The sequence below is a fragment of the Amycolatopsis sp. CA-211722 genome, assembly GCF_056828465.1.
The window spans coordinates 8,206,923-8,222,338 of the sequence record NZ_CP184752.1; the positions used below are offsets into that span (position 1 = coordinate 8,206,923).

General features: G+C 68.9%; 16 protein-coding genes. 7 read left to right on the forward strand and 9 right to left on the reverse strand.

Annotated features, from left to right (window positions below; translation table 11 throughout):
• Positions 1-89: 89 nt before the first annotated feature.
• Positions 90-1,535 (forward strand): APC family permease, encoded by a 1,446-nt coding sequence (locus ACOCEP_RS37495; RefSeq protein WP_482334474.1) that lies wholly within the window; start codon positions 90-92, stop codon positions 1,533-1,535.
• Here ACOCEP_RS37495 and ACOCEP_RS37500 read toward each other — a convergent pair.
• Positions 1,515-2,264: a GntR family transcriptional regulator gene (locus ACOCEP_RS37500; protein WP_482334476.1), complete on the reverse strand. Its 750-nt coding sequence runs from the start codon at positions 2,262-2,264 to the stop codon at positions 1,515-1,517. The genes ACOCEP_RS37495 and ACOCEP_RS37500 overlap by 21 nt on opposite strands.
• A 109-nt stretch (positions 2,265-2,373) precedes the next feature.
• Between ACOCEP_RS37500 and ACOCEP_RS37505 the strand changes: the two genes are divergently transcribed.
• Complete coding sequence (locus ACOCEP_RS37505; protein ID WP_482334478.1) at positions 2,374-3,243, forward strand: Cgl0159 family (beta/alpha)8-fold protein; 870 nt, start codon at positions 2,374-2,376, stop codon at positions 3,241-3,243.
• 20 nt (positions 3,244-3,263) lie between these two features.
• Positions 3,264-4,748, forward strand: a complete 1,485-nt coding sequence (locus ACOCEP_RS37510) for a CoA-acylating methylmalonate-semialdehyde dehydrogenase (protein ID WP_482334479.1) — start codon at positions 3,264-3,266, stop codon at positions 4,746-4,748.
• Between the two features lie 77 nt (positions 4,749-4,825).
• Here the strand turns inward: ACOCEP_RS37510 and ACOCEP_RS37515 are convergent, their stop codons facing one another.
• Complete coding sequence (locus ACOCEP_RS37515) at positions 4,826-6,214, reverse strand: amino acid permease (protein ID WP_482334480.1); 1,389 nt, start codon at positions 6,212-6,214, stop codon at positions 4,826-4,828.
• Between the two features lie 170 nt (positions 6,215-6,384).
• Here ACOCEP_RS37515 and ACOCEP_RS37520 point away from each other — a divergent pair, with 170 nt between their 5' ends.
• The 3 genes from ACOCEP_RS37520 to ACOCEP_RS37530 are packed head-to-tail and all read left to right on the forward strand — an operon-like array spanning position 6,385 to position 8,016.
• Positions 6,385-7,290 carry a glutaminase gene (locus ACOCEP_RS37520; protein ID WP_482334482.1) on the forward strand — a complete coding sequence of 302 codons (906 nt, stop codon included), beginning with the start codon at positions 6,385-6,387 and terminating at the stop codon, positions 7,288-7,290.
• A gap of 37 nt (positions 7,291-7,327) precedes the next feature.
• Positions 7,328-7,810, forward strand: coding sequence for an MSMEG_6728 family protein (locus ACOCEP_RS37525; protein ID WP_482334484.1), 483 nt, complete (start codon positions 7,328-7,330; stop codon positions 7,808-7,810).
• Entirely contained in the window at positions 7,807-8,016 is a 210-nt protein-coding gene (locus ACOCEP_RS37530) for a hypervirulence associated TUDOR domain-containing protein (RefSeq protein ID WP_482334486.1), read from the forward strand. The genes ACOCEP_RS37525 and ACOCEP_RS37530 overlap by 4 nt, the downstream gene beginning before the upstream one ends.
• A 6-nt stretch (positions 8,017-8,022) precedes the next feature.
• Here ACOCEP_RS37530 and ACOCEP_RS37535 read toward each other — a convergent pair whose 3' ends face one another.
• From ACOCEP_RS37535 to ACOCEP_RS37550, 4 genes are all read right to left on the reverse strand, one after another.
• Positions 8,023-8,439, reverse strand: a complete 417-nt coding sequence (locus ACOCEP_RS37535) for a hypothetical protein (RefSeq protein WP_482334488.1) — start codon at positions 8,437-8,439, stop codon at positions 8,023-8,025.
• 28 nt (positions 8,440-8,467) lie between these two features.
• Positions 8,468-8,896, reverse strand: coding sequence for a winged helix-turn-helix transcriptional regulator (locus ACOCEP_RS37540; protein WP_482334490.1), 429 nt, complete (start codon positions 8,894-8,896; stop codon positions 8,468-8,470).
• A 9-nt stretch (positions 8,897-8,905) separates the two neighbouring features.
• On the reverse strand, positions 8,906-9,799 hold the full coding sequence (locus tag ACOCEP_RS37545; RefSeq protein ID WP_482334491.1) for an MBL fold metallo-hydrolase: 894 nt from the start codon (positions 9,797-9,799) through the stop codon (positions 8,906-8,908).
• Positions 9,800-9,890: 91 nt separating this feature from the next.
• Positions 9,891-10,751 carry a LysR family transcriptional regulator gene (locus ACOCEP_RS37550; RefSeq protein ID WP_482334492.1) on the reverse strand — a complete coding sequence of 287 codons (861 nt, stop codon included), beginning with the start codon at positions 10,749-10,751 and terminating at the stop codon, positions 9,891-9,893.
• Between the two features lie 82 nt (positions 10,752-10,833).
• Between ACOCEP_RS37550 and ACOCEP_RS37555 the strand changes: the two genes are divergently transcribed.
• Positions 10,834-11,730, forward strand: coding sequence for an MBL fold metallo-hydrolase (locus ACOCEP_RS37555; RefSeq protein WP_482334494.1), 897 nt, complete (start codon positions 10,834-10,836; stop codon positions 11,728-11,730).
• A 130-nt stretch (positions 11,731-11,860) separates the two neighbouring features.
• Here ACOCEP_RS37555 and ACOCEP_RS37560 read toward each other — a convergent pair whose 3' ends face one another.
• The 3 genes from ACOCEP_RS37560 to ACOCEP_RS37570 are packed head-to-tail and all read right to left on the reverse strand — an operon-like array spanning position 11,861 to position 15,373.
• Positions 11,861-12,634 carry a hypothetical protein gene (locus tag ACOCEP_RS37560; RefSeq protein WP_482334495.1) on the reverse strand — a complete coding sequence of 258 codons (774 nt, stop codon included), beginning with the start codon at positions 12,632-12,634 and terminating at the stop codon, positions 11,861-11,863.
• Positions 12,621-14,156: a vWA domain-containing protein gene (locus ACOCEP_RS37565; RefSeq protein ID WP_482334497.1), complete on the reverse strand. Its 1,536-nt coding sequence runs from the start codon at positions 14,154-14,156 to the stop codon at positions 12,621-12,623. Before ACOCEP_RS37565 ends, ACOCEP_RS37560 begins: the two co-directional genes overlap by 14 nt.
• Positions 14,153-15,373 (reverse strand): hypothetical protein, encoded by a 1,221-nt coding sequence (locus ACOCEP_RS37570; RefSeq protein WP_482334498.1) that lies wholly within the window; start codon positions 15,371-15,373, stop codon positions 14,153-14,155. The genes ACOCEP_RS37565 and ACOCEP_RS37570 overlap by 4 nt, the downstream gene beginning before the upstream one ends.
• Positions 15,374-15,416: the final 43 nt, after the last annotated feature.

Genomic DNA, 15,416 nt, shown 5'->3' on the forward strand with positions numbered 1-15,416 from the left:
CTGACGAACAAGCGCCGCGCACGCAAAGGCAAAGCCCGGCGCCCCCGCCGCTCCCATACTGGCCGTCCAGCCGAGACGAGGAGCACCGAATGAGCCGTGACGACACGTCGCTCGCCAAGAACGTCCTGGGCGTACCGGGAATCGTCTTCCTCGTGCTCGCCGCGGTCGCGCCGCTGACCGGGATGATCGTGATCGCGGCCATCGGCATCGCGGTCGGCAACGGCGGCGGCATGGTCGCGGCGTTCTTGCTGGCGACGGTCGTCCTGCTGCTGTTCGCGGTCGGGTACGCGCAGATGTCGCGGGTGCTCACCAGCGCGGGCGGCTTCTACGCCTTCGTGGTCAAAGGTCTGGGCAGGACGCCGGGGCTCGTCGCCGGGTTCGTCGCGATGCTCGGCTACAACTGTTTCGTCGCGGGCGCGATCGGCACGAGCGGGTTCTTCACCTCCACGGCGATCGACGACGTCTTCGGCCTGAAACTCGATTGGCTGTTCTGGAGCGCGCTTTCGGTCGTGCTGGTCCTCCTGCTCAGCCGCCGGGGAATCGCGGTCAGCGCGAAGGTGCTGGGTGTCTCGCTGATCCTCGAAGTGTCGATTCTGCTGATCATGGACTTCAGCGTGCTGTTCCGGCACGGTTTCTCGTTCGCCGCGTTCAGTCCGTCCGTGTTGTTCCAGGGAGCGGGCGGACTCGCGTTGTTGTTCGCCGCCAACGCTTTCATCGGTTTCGAGGCGACGGCGCTGTTCGGCGAGGAGGCCAAGGATCCCAAACGGACGATCCCTCGGGCGACCTACATCGCGATCGGGTTCATCGGGGTGTTCGCCGCGTTCACGACGTGGGCCGTGGTCAGCGCGATCGGCGCCGAGCAGGCACAGGACGTGGCCGCCGCCCATCTGTCGAGCGGGGATCTCGTGCTTTCGGTCGCGCAGGAGTACCTCGGCGGCCCGTTGACGAAGGTCATGCTGCTGCTTCTGGTGGTCAGCCTGTTCGCGGCGCTGCTGGCGCTGCACAATTCGGCCACCCGCTATCTGTACGCGCTGGGCCGGGTCGGCGTGCTGCCGCGGCTGCTGGGCAAGACCAGCCCGAGCAACGGCGCGCCGCGCTACGCCTCGATCGTCCAGTTGCTCTTCGGGTCGGTGGTGGCGCTGGCGTTCCGCCTCGCCGGGCTCGACCCGGTCGCCGACCTCACCGCGAGCATGACCGGTTTCGGCACGCTCGGGATCCTCACCCTGCAGCTGTTCGCGGCCGTGGCGATCCTGGTCTACTTCCGCCGCACGCGGGACCGCCGCGTCGTGAAGACGTTCGTCGCCCCCGGCCTGGGCGCCGTGGGCCTCGGGCTCATCGTGACGCTGGCGATCGTCAACTTCCCGACGCTCGCCGGGTCGAGCAACGGCGTCGTCCCGCTCCTGCCGTGGCTGCTCCTGGTGGTCGCGCTGGCCGGGCTGGCGCTCGCCGGCTGGCTGCGCCGGTTCCGTCCTTCGGTGTACGCGGCCTTGGAGACCGACCTGGAACGCGAACCGTCAAACGTTGTTGGTCAGTGAGAGGTTGAACGAATACCGCGAGGCGCGGTAGACGTGCCACCCGTATTCCACGACCTTGCCGGACTCGTCGTAGGTGGTGCGACGCATGGTGAGCAGCGCCGCCCCCGGCTTCTCGCCGAGCAGCTCGGCGTCCTCCTCGGTCGCCTGCCGGGCACCGACGTTCTGCTGCGCGGCGTGCAGCCGGACACCGGCCGAGCGCAATAGCTGGTAGAGCCCCTTGTCCCGCAGTTCGTCGTCGGCAGGGTCGATGAGGCCGTCGGGCAGGAGGTTGTTCATGATCGCCAGCGGCTCGCCGCCCGTCGAGCGCACTCGCTTCAGCCGGCGGACTTGCGTCAGGCCCGGCGTTTCGAGCTGCTCGACCGCGTCCTCGCCCGCAGGCTCGACCTGGTTCACGAGGACGACGGACTCCGGCTTGTCCCCGAGCTCGCTGAGGTCGTCGAAGAGGCTGCTCAACCGCAGCGGCCGCGCGACCTTGGTACGCACGACCTGCGTGCCGACCCCGCGTTTGCGGACGAGCAACCCCTGGTTGACCAGCGACTGGATCGCCTGGCGGACGGTCGGCCGCGAGAGGTGCAGCCGCGCGGCCAGATCGAGCTCGTTGTCCAGCCTGGCGCCGTTGGGCAGCCTGCCGTCTTCGATGGCGGCGCCGATCTGCCGGGCGACCTGGGAATACAGCGGCTCCGGACCGTTCGGATCCACCACGATCTCGCCGGGCGCCCACGGTTTCATGCGCGGAGCCTACCGCGATCGGCCCCTATGACCTTATGTCCATATGTCTTGACAAAGTCTCGCGACCCTTGCGATGGTCGGAGGACCACGCGAGCCGGGAGGTACGAAGTTGTCGGACACAGTGCGCCGGGTAGTCGCCGCGCGGGTACGCGATCCGGGGGCCGTCGCGGTGGCCGCCGCCACCCGGGTCCGGGCGAAGTCGCCGTTCAACGACAAGGGCCGCACGATGATCATCGCCGCGGACCATCCGGCCCGCGGCGCGAACGGCGTCGGCGCCGACCCGCTCGCGATGGCCGACCGCGGCGAACTGCTCGACCGGCTCGGCCTGGCGCTGGAACGGCCCGGGGTGACCGGCGTGCTGGCGACCCCGGACATCATCGACGACCTGCTGCTCCTCGGCGCCCTCGACGGCAAGACCGTCATCGGCTCGATGAACCGCACCGGTCTGGCGGGATCGAGTTTCGAGATCGACGACCGGTTCGCCTGCTACGACGCCGAAACGATCGAGCGGATGCGCTTCGACGGCGGCAAGACGCTCACCAGGATCTGCCTGACCGACCCGGCGACGCCGAGTGTTCTCGAAAACACCGCGAAGGCGGTCAACGACCTCGCCGACCGCAAGCTGATCGCGATGATCGAGCCGTTCCTCGCGGACTGGGTCGACGGACGCCTCCGCAACGACCTCTCCCCCGACGCCGTGATCCGCTCGATCACCATCGCCTCCGCTCTCGGCCGCTCGTCGGCCTACACCTGGCTGAAGCTCCCGGTCGTGCAGGACATGGAGCGCGTGCTGGCCGCCTCGACCCTGCCCGCCGTCCTGCTGGGCGGCGAGGTCAAGGATCCCGACGCCGCCTTCGCCGCCTGGCAGCGCGCGCTCGCGCTGCCGACCGTGCAGGGCCTCGTGGTCGGCCGGTCCCTGCTCTACCCGCACGACGGCGACGTCGCCAAGGCCGTCGACACGGCCGTCGGACTGCTGTGAACACCCGTGGAGGACAACGCGTGAAGACCATCGACCACTGGATCAACGGCACCGCCACCACGGCGGGATCCACCCGCACCGCCCCGGTGTACGACCCGGCCGCGGGGCACGCGCGGGCGGAGGTGCTGCTCGCCGAACCGTCCGATGTGGACACAGCGGTGGCGGCCGCGGGCAAGGCGTTCGAGGCCTGGGGCGATTCGTCGCTGTCGCAGCGGACGAAGGTGATGTTCGCCTTCCGCGAGCTGCTGGTGAAGCACGAGGACGAACTCGCCCGGATCATCTCGGCCGAGCACGGCAAGGTGATCGACGACGCGCGCGGCGAGATCGTCCGCGGCCGCGAGATCGTCGAGTACGCCTGCGGGATCGCCGACGCGCTGAAGGGCGGCTTCTCCGACCAGGTCTCGCGGGACGTGGACGTACACGATTTCCGGCAGCCGCTCGGGGTCGTCGCCGGGATCACGCCGTTCAACTTCCCGATCATGGTGCCGCTGTGGATGCACCCGATCGCCATCGCGGCGGGCAACACGTTCGTCCTCAAGCCCAGCGAGCGCGTCCCCTCCGCGTCCCGGCTGGTCGCCGAGCTGTACGCCGAGGCGGGTCTTCCCGACGGCGTCTTCAACGTCGTCAACGGGGACAAGGTCGCGGTCGACGCGATCCTGGACCATCCCGGCATCGCCGCCGTGTCGTTCGTCGGGTCCACCCCGATCGCCAAGTACGTCCACGAACGAGCGACGGCGACCGGCAAACGCGTGCAAGCGCTGGGCGGGGCCAAGAACCATGCCGTCGTCCTGCCCGACGCCGATCTGGAGTACGCCGCGAACCATCTCACGGCCGCCGCGTTCGGTTCCGCCGGGCAGCGCTGCATGGCGATCTCCATCGGCGTCGCCGTGGGTTCGGCGGGCGACGGGCTGATCGAGATCCTCGAACGCAAGGCCGCCGAGATCAAGGTCGGCCCCGGGCACGAGGCGGGTAACGACATGGGCCCGCTGGTCACGGAGGCCGCGCGACAGCGGGTGATCGACTCCGTCGCCCTCGGGGCGCGGCAGGGCGCGACCGTGGTGGTCGACGGCCGGGATCTGCGGGTCGCCGGCCACGAAGAGGGTTTCTTCGTCGGACCGTCCCTTTTGGACCACGTGACCACCGGGATGGCCGCCTACCGCGACGAGATCTTCGGTCCGGTGCTAGGGATCGTGCGAGTGTCCACTCTGGACGAAGCGATCGCGCTGATCAACGCGAACCCGTACGGCAACGGGACCGCGGTCTTCACCGGCAGCGGCGAGGCGGCGCGGCGGTTCCAGCGCGAGGTGAAGGTGGGGATGATCGGGGTGAACGTGCCCATCCCGGTGCCGATGTCGTACTACTCGTTCGGCGGCTGGAAGGACTCCCTCATCGGGGACAGCCCGATCCACGGCCCGGCGGGCGTCCGGTTCTACACGCGGGCGAAGGTCGTCACGACGCGGTGGCCGCACTCCGCCGCCGGCTTCAACTTCCCGACCTCCAGCTGACGACCGCGTTTCGTCCTCTAGTTGCGGTAGTTGCACACGCAAGGACCGCAACTAGAGGACGAAACGCGAGAGAGGGGTCAGCCCACCTCTTGCCGCTGGCGTTTCCCGACGATCCGCCAGCCGACCGCGAGCACCACGACCAGCACCGGGATCGAGTAGAACGCGATCTTCTCGGCACCGTCGGAGAAGCCCATCAGGACGACCACCAGCGCGAGGAAGCCCAGCGTCGCCCAGCCGCTGTAGGGCGCCCAAGGCATCCGGTAGGACGGCCGTTCCAGCTCGCCGCGCAAGGCCGCCTGCCGCAGCCGCATCTGGCAGAAGATCAACGTCGCCCAGGTGGTGATGACGCCGAGTGAGGCGATCGCGATCGCGATGTCGAAGGCGTCCTTCGGCACCAGGTAGTTGAGCACCACACCCAGCACGTAGGCGCCGGAAGTGAACAGGATCCCGCCGTAGGGCACGTGACGGCCGCTCATCCGGCCGACGAACTTCGGCGCCTCACCCTTGTCCGCGAGCGCGCGCAGGATGCGGCCGGTCGAATAGAGCCCGGAGTTGCAGCTCGACAGCGCGGCGGTGAGCACGACCGCGTTCATCACGTCGCCGATGCCCGGGATCCCGAGCCGGCTGAACACGGTGACGAAGGGACTTTCGCCGCCGTTGTAGAACGGCCACGGCAGCAGCATCGCCAGCAGCAGCACGGATCCCACGTAGAACACGCCGATCCGCCAGACGACCCCGTTGATGGCCTTCGGCAGCACCTTGCGGGCGTCCTTGGTCTCACCGGCGGCGATACCGACGACCTCGATCGCCGAGTAGGCGAAGATGACCGCCTGCAGCGTCATCAGCGCGATGCCGATACCGGCCGGGAAGAATCCATTGTGGGCGGTCAGGTTGTGCACACCCGCCGTGGTGCCGCCGATGTCGGCGCTGGTGAGCACCAGGCCGGTCGCGGTGACCAGGAAGACGACGATGGCCAGCACCTTGACCACCGAGAACCAGAATTCCAGCTCGCCGAACAGCTTCACCGAAAGCAGGTTCACCAGGATCAGCACCCCGAGCGCGACCAGCGCGGTGATCCACTGCGGCACGTCGGGCAGCCATTTGTGCACGTAGATGGCCACCGCGGTGATCTCCGCGATCCCGGTCATCGCCCAGTTCACCCAGTACATCCAGCCGGAGGCGAAACCCGCCCACGGCCCGATGAACTTGCGGGCGTAGGTGACGAAACTGCCGGAAGTCGGCTCGTGGAGCACGAGCTCACCGAGAGCGCGCATCACGAAGTACGCGGCGATACCGCAGAGCGCGTAGGACAGGACCAGTGACGGCCCGACCTGGTGGAGCTTGCCACCGGCACCGAGGAACAGCCCGACGCCGATCGCGCCGCCGATGGCGATCATCTGCACTTGGCGGTTGCCCAGTGCTTTTGAGTAGCTTTCACCTTTTTCGGTGAGCAGCGAGGAATCCATGGTTGCCAGACGCTAGAGCGTGTGCGGCAGGTCACCAACAGTGCTAAGGAAGACTTAAGGTGTGCGGGACGTCACTCTGGTGGTTTTACTGGAATTTCCCTTTTCGATTTGACAAGTTCGCCGGGGAACCCCGATCTTCGCGCGCGAGGGAGCGCTTCTACGCTACGGCCGTGGACCTCGCAGCGCTGCTGGACCGGATCGCCGACGACGTCGCGCCGGAGATCGGCCGCGGCTCCGTCGCGGACTACATCCCCGCCCTGGCAAGGGTCGAACCCGGGCGGTTCGGCATGGCCGTGGCCGAAGTGGACGGTGGGCTGCACGGCGTCGGCGACTGGGAGACACCGTTCTCCATCCAGAGCATGTCGAAGGTCTTCACCCTGGCGCTCGCGCTCTCCCACGGCGACGGCGTGTGGGAACGGGTGGGCCGCGAGCCGTCCGGCAACCCGTTCAACTCACTGGTGCAATTGGAGAACGAGGACGGGATCCCTCGTAATCCCTTCATCAACGCCGGCGCGCTCGTGGTGACCGACGAATTGGCCCACCACGGTGACGCCGCGGAGACACTTCTCCGGTTCCTCCGCGAGGAAAGCGGCCACGCCGGCATCCGGATCGACACCGAGGTCGCCGAGTCCGAGGCCGCCCACGCGGACCGCAACCGCGCGCTCGCGTATTTCATGGCGTCGTACCGGAACATGCGTCATCCGGTGCCCGACGTCCTCGACCAGTACATGCGCCAGTGCTCGATCGCGATGAACTGCCGCGACGTCGCGCGCGCGGCGGTCTTCCTCGCCCGCCACGGCGTGCGCAACGACGGCACGAGGCTGCTGGAGCAGAGCGCGGCGAAGCGGGTCAACGCGGTGATGCTGACCTGCGGCACCTACGACGCCGCGGGCGAATTCGCCTATCGCGTCGGGCTTCCCGGCAAGAGCGGGGTCGGCGGCGGCATCATCGCGATCGTCCCCGGCCGGTGCGCGATCTGCGTGTGGAGCCCGGGGCTGGACCCTCGCGGCAACTCCGTCGCGGGCGTCGCCGCCCTGGACCGGTTCACCACCCTGACCGGCTGGTCGATCTTCTGAACCGGTTTGAACCCGTGGCCACGGGGAAACCGCCGATGTGCAGACGTTTCTCCCTTGCCCTGACTTCCGCGCCTCCGCTTCCGTGCTCGATCAGCGGCGGCTCGGTAAACAGCGCGTGGAGACGATCCAGGTGCTACGCGCGCTGACGGTGCCGGGGTACGGCTGGCGCCATCACCCGGCCGCGGCGATGTGGGCGGGCTACGAAGAGGCGCTCGTCCGGTACGGCTTCGACATCTGCGAGGTCTGGTGCGCGACCGGCCGCCAGGACACCTGCCGTCAGACGCTGCGGCTCGATCTGCTCAGCGCCACCGGGATCCACGAGGTCCGCACCCAGGACCGCCTCGTGGCGGCGAAGGAACTGCCGCCTTGGCTCGGCGACCCGGATTTCCACCGCAGCCACCAGTCCGCGCTCGTCCGCAAAGAGCCGGAGCACTACCGCCCGAGATTTCCGGACGTCCCCGACGACCTGCCCTACCTCTGGCCCGAGTCGGACCGGCCACGACGAGAAGGAGTGCGATGAGCAAGCGATTCCGCGAAGGCGACAAGGTCCGCTGGAACAGCCACGGCGGGCAGGCCGAAGGCGAGGTCCTGAAGGAGATCACCGCCGACACCGAGGCCGGCGGCCGGACCGTGCGCGCGTCCAAGGAAGAGCCCCAATACCTGGTGCGCAGCGACAAGAGCGGCGGCGAAGCGGTGCACAAGCCCGAGGCACTGGAGAAGCTGTGAGCCGGCTCAGCCGCTCGGCCGCCCCATCTCGTGTCCGGGCCGCCCGTCCGTGCGCCTGCTGCGCTTGATCCGCTCTTCGTGCAGATGACGACGCCCGCCGGTCAGGTCTTCGGTGACGTCGCGCGTCATGTCGCGGTAGGCCTGGTAGTAGCCGTCGTCGTACTCCTCGATCACCTGGAAGGTCCACCGGTCCGGCAGCACGTTGAGCCCGATCAGCTCGGTCTCGATCCGGTCGGCCCAGTCCGCGTGCCCGGCCTTCCGGAGCCCCTCCACGGCCTCGCCGAGCGCGAAGTCCGCGGTCCCGGTGAGGTGATGGAAGGCGTACAGGTGACCACGCGCCTGTTCGACCGTCTCCAGGGCGAAGATCAGTTTCCCGACGGCGTCGACGGTCGCCTCGTCGGGTGCTGAAGATGAGTCCGGCATGCCGGTGAATGCCCCGGCGCCGAGGTTTCTACACCCCGGCGTCGTACCGTGCCCTGGCGTCGTTGATCTCGTTGATGTGGATTTCGGCCCAGTCCCGGATCACCGCCAGCGGCGCGGTGAGTGTGCGGCCGAGCTCGGTCAACGTGTACTCGACCTTCGGCGGCACCGTCGGATGCGCGGTGCGCGTGACCATCCCGTCGCGTTCGAGGCCGCGCAGCGTCTGGGTGAGCATCTTCTCGCTGACCCCGTCGATCGCGGCGCGCAGTTCGCTGTAGCGCTTGGTCCCCGTGGACAGGCAGCCGACGATCAGCGCGGTCCATTTGTCCGCGATGCGATCCAGGACCTGTCGCGAGGGGCACGGCGCGCTGTACACGTCGGCGGGCCGCCCGTCCGGCAACCAGGCCAGCACCTGGCCTGGAGTGCCTGGACGGGGACGGCGGCGGGAGGGCTCCGGCATGTCTCGACGTTATCCGGTGGCCTGGCCGGCGGCCCAGACCCGGCGCGGCGCGGGCGGCAGGACCCGGCCGAACACCTGCCCGGCGAAATGCCCGCCCGCGAGGATCGTCCGGTCGTCCTCGATCTCCTTCAGCAGGCGCTCGCGGGTGGCGACGCCCTCCGCCGGATCGACGTCGAACGCGAACGTCCAGTGGCTTTCGGTGATCTGCACCTGGCAATGCATGACGTCGCCGAGCACGACGACACGACGGGGGTCCTCCTCGGCCGGATCGGTGACCACGACGCTGCTGTGGCCGGGCGTGTGCCCCGGTGTGGCGAGTATCCGCACCCCTGGCGCGAGGACGTCGCCGTCGCCGAAGAAGCCGATCACCTCGGCCAGCGGCCGCTGGACGGCGAGCGGATCCGGGCCGACCGGGTCGTCCGTGCCGGACCAGTGCGCCCATTCGCGCTCGCTGACGAGATGCCGCGCCGCCGGGAAGGTCAGCCCGGTCACCGGCCCGGCCGTGCCGTCCGGCGTGGGCGGCACGTTCGTCGTCCAGCCGACGTGGTCGTGGTGCAGATGCGTGTAGATCACGGTGTCGACGTCTTCGGGTGCCACGCCCTCCGCGGCCAATGCGTCGAGCAGGCCGCCACCGTGGAACTCGGCGGCATCGGGCAAGGCGAAGTCGGCGGCGCCCAGCCCCAGGTCCACCAGGACGGTCCGGTCCCCGGTGCGGATCAGGAAGGAGCCGATGCTGACCGGGAACCATCCGCGTTCGTCGAGGAACGCGTCGTGCGCCGCCCAGCCGGACGGGACGCTCGACGGCAGGAAAACGGCGGGGTTGAGCCAGGCGTGGCCGTCGGGCAGGTAGGTGACCGTGGTGCGGCCGACCTGGATCCGCGACCTGGCAGCGGGTCTCGACATGACGTGGACTCCCTTGTGGACGGTGAGCGATGCTGTGACTCACTTTCGGGGAGCCGCTCTCCAAAGGGAAGTACGCACTTGCAAGTGCGGTCTAGCGGTGGCTTTCGACGGCGATCCGCGCGAACGACCGGATCAGCGGGTTCTCCCGCGCGGTCACCCAGGCGACGACCACCGGGCTCGGGGGCATGTCGGCCAGCGGCACCCAGATGAGCCCGTCGGGCAGCGCGTGCCCGAGCGGCGCGATCCCGGCCGAGCCGTTCCAGAGGACGGCTTGAAGACACTCCCCGACCGTGCGCACCACCGGCCCGGCGCGGCGCTCCCCGATGGGCGCTCCCCCGTTCCAGTACTCGCGCCACCGCGGGTCCGTGCCCTCCGGAAGCTGGAACCAGGGCCGATCGGCGACGTCGGCCAGCCGGAGCGACGCGTGATCGGCGAGCGGGTCGCCGGTGCGCAGGACGAGTCCCACCGGGTCGGAACGCAGGACGCGGACGCTGAGCCCGGTTTCGTCGAAGGGCGACCGGGTCAGCGCGACGTCGGCCAGCCCGGCGCGCAGCCCGGTGGTGGGATCGGTGAAATCCGTCTCGCGGAAGCGGATCGAGACCTCGGGATGGCGTCGCCGGAACGCCGCGGCCAGCCGGGTGCCCGCTTCCCCCGCTCCGTCGGCCAGGGTGCCGACGGTGAGCGTCGCCGGCCCCGCCGCCTCCAGCACCCGGGCGCGGGCGCGATCGGCCTGGTCCAGCAGGGTGCGGGCCTCGGCGTACAAGGTGGTTCCGGCAGGAGTGGGCTCCACGCCGGCGGCCGATCGGAGCAGCAGGACGACACCGAGGTCATTCTCCAGCTGCCGGATGGCGCGGCTCAGCGGTGGCTGGGTCATGTGCAGCCGGACGGCGGCCCGGCCGAAATGCCGCTCCTCGGCGACGGCCACGAAGTAACGCAGCAGGCGAAGCTCCATCACCAGCGATGATACCCATCAGGTATCAGAGCGTGGAGATCGGACTTGGACGGCGCGCGGAAGCCGGCCCGAAGGTGGGGGCATGCCCTTCGCACCCCTCACCCACGAACCCGCCGTCGAACCGGGCCAGGCCCGGGAAATCGCCCGCGATCTCGTGGTGATCCCGAACCTCGGCGTCGACCTCGTCCCCAACATCGGGGTCATCGGCGGCTCCCACTCGGTGCTCGTCGTCGACACCGGGCTCGGTCCGCGCAACGCCGGGAAGGTGCTCGCCTTCGCGGCCGAGCACGCCCGCGGCCGCAGGCTGTACCTGACCACCACGCATTTCCACCCCGAGCACGCTTTCGGCGCCCAGGTCTTCGCGGGCGAGGCGACCTACCTCGTCAACAGCGCGCAGGCCGCGGACCTGGTCCACAAAGGACCGGGCTATCTGGAGATGTTCCGGGGTCTCGGTGCCCCGGTCGCGCGGGCGCTGGACGGCGTCACCCTGGCCACCCCCGACGTGGTCTACGACGACACCTACGAACTCGACCTCGGTGGACGGGTGGTGCGCTTGGCGGCCACCGGACGCGCGCACAGCAAGGGCGACCAGGTGGTGACCGTGCCCGACGCGGGTGTGCTGTTCACCGGGGATCTGGTCGAGGCGGGCCAGTTCTCGATCTTCCCGTGGTTCCCGCCGCACGACACCGACGTCTCGGGATCGCGGTGGATCGAGGTGCTGGGACGGCTGGCCGCCGCCGGGCCGGACATCGTCGTCCCCGGCCACGGCGACGTCTCCGGACGCCGGATCCTGACCGAAGTCCGCGAGTACCTCGAACTGCTGCGCGACGAGACCTGGACGCGGCGTGACTCGGCTCTTTCCGAAGAGACCATCGCCGCGGAGGTCGAAGCGCTGATGATCGAACGCCATCCCGAGTGGGAAGGCCGGGACTGGATCGCGAAGGGCGTCGGCTGTTTCTGCGCCGATGCCGGGCATTGAGGGGCAGGGCGAACGTGGCGTGATGCCGAGGCGTGTCGCGAAAGCCACTTTCGCGACGCTAGATGTCCCGAAAGTGGCTTTCGAGGCACGGAGGCCCGACAAGGGCACGTTCGTCCTTCGGCGCGGCAAGTCATTTGAAGATCGCGATGGGGTGGACGACGAGTTCACCGGTTTCGGGGTCCCAGTCCTCCACCTTGCCGAGACACCGCGCCCGGAACGCGCCGGCGGGCGCGGTGTCCCGGAGGTCGCTCGTCACGCAGGTGAAGCGGATCCTCCTGCTCCGCTCCGGATCGTCCGGATTCCCGTAGGGCGCCACGAAAACCGTCTCGGTGTCGGTCTGCGAGCGTTTGCGGAACAGGCCCTTCACCGAGACGAACGCCTCGACACCCCGCAGCCGGGTCTTGAGCTGCCGGGTGCTCTCGGGACCGTCGGCCCAGCCGAGTTCCTTCACCAGCGCCCGGTTGTGGGCCAGCTCCTGATTCGCCAGGTCCACGTAGATGATGTCGTGGTGTTTCTCCAGCACCTTCGTCACGATGCCGATCACCGTGATCGGCTCGGCCTTGCGGATGTACCGCCGGAACTCCTCATCGGTGTCGGTGCGCTCCGTTTCCCCTTGCAGCGGGCCGAATCCGCCCGATCCCCAGAACCGCCAGCCCCGGCTCTTCCGTTTCTCGACCTCCTGTTCCAGCGCCTCGTTGTAGCGATGCAACTGGTAGAGACCCATCACGGATTTGGTGTGCAGGTAGAAGGCGATGCCCCGGATCATCCCCTGGTCTCCGTCGGATCGGGCGCGGCGCCAGTGCTTGACGAAAACGACGACCGCGACGAGGAAGGCGGCCACGGTCAGCACCCAGACCGCGAGCCACAGTCCCCAGACGTCCCACCACAGATTATCGGCAGCCACGGATCTCCTTGAAGGCCTTGAGCAGGGATGTCGCGTTCGCGTCGACCATCCGGCCACCGGTGGCCACGGCCGCGCGTTCCAGTTCGGCGGGATCGGCCTCGCCGTACCGGATGGTGTACGTGCGCACGCCCGGATCCCTCGGCGCGCGCAGGAATTCTTCGATGCCGGGCCCGGTGTTGCTCTCGCCGTCGGTCATCAGCACGATCGAAACGCTCCGGTCCGGCTCGGCGCGGCGATGCGCGCCGGCCTTCGCGTAAGCCTCGCCGAGCGCCGACCAGACCGCCGTGGCGCCGTCGAACTCGTCGGCGGCGATGAAGCCCCGCAGCGCGTCGAGATCCTGGGCTCCTTCAACGGTGAATTCCCTGTCCCCCAGTATCTTCCCGCCGAAACGGAGGACCGTGAGCCGCTCTCCGCGAGAGAAGCGGTCGAATCCGCCGTCCGGCCCGCCGCTCAGCCCGGCGAAGGTCGCCCGGAGCGCGGCGATCCTCGGCCCCTTCATCGAACCGGAGAAGTCCAGCACGAAGATCACGCGCCCGGGAGCACGGCCGGCGCCGCCCGCGTAGTCGTCGAGGAGTTTGTCCACGACGGCTTGTTCGTCGGGGAAGTACAGTGAATTCCCGGTCGAGGCGGGCAGCCTCGGATCCAGCCCCACGGCGCCGGTGACCGGCCGTCGGAGGGTCCGTTCCATCAGTTTCTTCTGCGTCGACGGGCTCCTGAGCCAGGTGACGAGCTTGTCGTACACCTCCCGCTTCGCCGGATCGAGCAGCAGGACCGGGTAGTCGGACTGGACGATGCCGTCGCGCGGGTACACCAGCTCCAGCGGTGCCCGGAGCCTGCCGCTCGCGTTGAGCGAGAGCAGAGTGGACTCGTACCCGATGATCGCGTCCACGTCCTGCCGCTCCGCGAACCGCTCGGCCACCTCCGCCGACGTGTCCGCCGTGAGCGTGTGCCCCGTGCGGAAGCCCTGAAGCTTGTCGCAGGCGACGTCCTGAAGGCGCAGCGCGGCACCGGTGCCCGCGGCGGCCGTCGCCACCCCGACGAGCGAGGTGAGCCCGCTGGTCGACTTGGCCGGATCCGCCATGGCGAACCGGAAGCCGCCGCCCGCCGCCGCGTCCGCCAGATCCGCCCACGAGAGCTTCCCGTCCGGTGCGCCGCGGCGCAGCTCCGCCGCCTTCGCCGGGGTGATCCCGACGATGACCGGCGACACCATGGTCTTGGTCGCGAGCGGACGTTCCCCCTTGCCGCCCGCTTGCCGGAACTTGAGCTGGAAATACCGGTCGGTGGAAAGCCAGGCGAGATCGTGCGTCGCTTTCCCCGGCGTGAGGGAAGCGGTCGCGTCGACGGTTCCCCGGAAATCCATTTCCAGTTCGATTCCCGTTTCCCCGCGGAGGTCTTCGAGAATCGGGCCCAGGTCGGCCAGCTCGGAACTGGCGAGCACGCGCAGCTTCACCTTCTGGCCGCCGCTCGTACAGGCGGCGACCACCAGGAGCAGGCAGCACAGAACCGCGAGCAGCCGCTTCACGGGCAGTCCCCGACCGTCTTGATCATCTCTTCCAGCACCAGATTGTCCGGGAGCGGCGTGGTGCTGTCGTTGTCCGCGATCTCCGGCGTCGGCAATCCCTGCTGGCGCAGGAAGTCGTACAGCCGCGCGCTCTTCGTGCTGCCCGCGGGGGTCGCGACGCCGAACCCGAGCTCCATCGCGCGGCGCTGCAGCTCGGGATCGAAGGTGATCAGTTCGCCCAGCCGCTCCGCTTCCGGCTTCAGCGCGAGGAACTGCGGTTTCGTCAGGATGTTGTCCTTCGGGTACAGCAGCACCCGGTCGTGGTCCGGCTGCCCGCTCTGCGCCTTGGCCCGCAACTGCATGGCGAGGTACTGGTGCTCGTAGATGACGACGATCGGCTTGTCCCCCTCGGCGACGTTCGCGTAGGACTCCGAAAGATCGGCCGAGGGGAATCCCTGAGCCGCCACGAGGGGTTTGATCCGAGTGGCCAGCTCCTTCGCGTTCGAAAGACTCGGCGGCCCGGCGGGCCGGGGGTCGACGACCGGGACCTGGCGGCCGTTCTCCAGGAACGCCAGCAAGATCAGGTACGTCGCGCCCGAATTCGAGTCGCAGATGTTCGAGGTCTGCGCCAGCACCCGGTTGCCGTTGGCGGCGCCGTGGTCGCGGACGCCCAGCGAATCCCAGGTCTCCCCCCGCTTCATCGCCTGCGCGAACTTGTCGGTGTCCAGTGTGTAGTAGAGGTCCTGTCCTGGCGGTTTCGCCGCGATCCCCTTACCCGCCAGCGTTTCCGCGTAACGGCGATATGTGGCGAGGACGATCGGGCTGGTGAACGGCTGCCGCGCGGAGCCCGTCCACTCGTTGGCCCTCGACCGCCGGACGAGACCGGCGGCGGGCTCGCCCGACAGGAACGCGAAATCGTACTGACTGAGGTCGTGCGTGGCGATGTCCCGCGATCCCGTCCTGGTCACGTGGACGCGGATGTGGTGACGCATCAGGATTTCCTGGACCTTCGCGTCCTCGAAGAGATCCGATTTGGAACCCATCTTGCCGCGCAGCACCAGCGTCTGCTGGAACGGCACCACGACGGTGCCGCTCACGAGCAGCACGACGAGGCCGCTCACGGCCAGCACGAGGGCGGGCCCGAAAGCGCGGAGAAATCGACGGCGCAGAAAGAACGCCGAGGGTTTTGGTCGGATGGTGAGCTGGGGTTCTTCACGAAGCGAGCTATCGGTGGTCACCGATTTCCTCCCCGAATGTCCGGCAAGGCCTATTTTACCGGGG

Excerpts from the sequence above, each read along its gene's own strand:
- ACOCEP_RS37535 (WP_482334488.1), bottom strand. The coding sequence starts at position 8,439 with ATGCCGGACTCATCTTCAGCACCCGACGAGGCGACCGTCGACGCCGTC.
- ACOCEP_RS37550 (WP_482334492.1), bottom strand. The coding sequence starts at position 10,751 with ATGGAGCTTCGCCTGCTGCGTTACTTCGTGGCCGTCGCCGAGGAGCGG.
- ACOCEP_RS37545 (WP_482334491.1), bottom strand. The coding sequence starts at position 9,799 with ATGTCGAGACCCGCTGCCAGGTCGCGGATCCAGGTCGGCCGCACCACG.
- ACOCEP_RS37515 (WP_482334480.1), bottom strand. The coding sequence starts at position 6,214 with ATGGATTCCTCGCTGCTCACCGAAAAAGGTGAAAGCTACTCAAAAGCA.
- ACOCEP_RS37500 (WP_482334476.1), bottom strand. The coding sequence starts at position 2,264 with ATGAAACCGTGGGCGCCCGGCGAGATCGTGGTGGATCCGAACGGTCCG.
- ACOCEP_RS37495 (WP_482334474.1), top strand. The coding sequence starts at position 90 with ATGAGCCGTGACGACACGTCGCTCGCCAAGAACGTCCTGGGCGTACCG.
- ACOCEP_RS37530 (WP_482334486.1), top strand. The coding sequence starts at position 7,807 with ATGAGCAAGCGATTCCGCGAAGGCGACAAGGTCCGCTGGAACAGCCAC.
- ACOCEP_RS37555 (WP_482334494.1), top strand. The coding sequence starts at position 10,834 with ATGCCCTTCGCACCCCTCACCCACGAACCCGCCGTCGAACCGGGCCAG.
- ACOCEP_RS37540 (WP_482334490.1), bottom strand. The coding sequence starts at position 8,896 with ATGCCGGAGCCCTCCCGCCGCCGTCCCCGTCCAGGCACTCCAGGCCAG.